The sequence below is a fragment of the Mesorhizobium sp. M00.F.Ca.ET.216.01.1.1 genome, from assembly GCF_004010325.2.
Taxonomy (GTDB): Bacteria; Pseudomonadota; Alphaproteobacteria; order Rhizobiales; family Rhizobiaceae; genus Mesorhizobium.
This window is the reverse complement of record NZ_SADR02000485.1, coordinates 1-294: the sequence shown is the minus strand read 5'-3', so window position 1 is coordinate 294 and position 294 is coordinate 1. Positions and strand designations below refer to the sequence as shown.

Annotated in this window: 1 protein-coding gene; it reads right to left on the bottom strand. The window is 62.6% G+C overall.

Annotated elements, in window-relative coordinates; genetic code table 11:
* On the bottom strand, positions 1-294 hold a 294-nt coding region (locus EN859_RS37080; RefSeq protein WP_135913740.1), incomplete at both ends, for a 3-hydroxyacyl-CoA dehydrogenase NAD-binding domain-containing protein.

Below are 294 nucleotides of genomic sequence, written 5' to 3'. Positions count from 1 at the left end.
CAGCGACGGCGAGCACATATTTCAGATCCGCAGAGCCATCCTCGCCGGGCGGCGTGCCGACCGCGATCATTTGGATCTGGCCATGCCTGACCGCCGCGGCCGCATCAGTGGTGAAGCGGATACGTCCGGCCGCGTGGTTTTCCTTGACGAGGCTTTCGAGGCCCGGTTCGAAAATCGGGATCAAACCCTGGTTGAGCCGCTCCACCTTCTTCTCGTCGATATCGACGCACACCACCTCGTGGCCAACCTCGGCAAGCACCGCCGCCTGGACGAGACCGACATAGCCAATCCCAA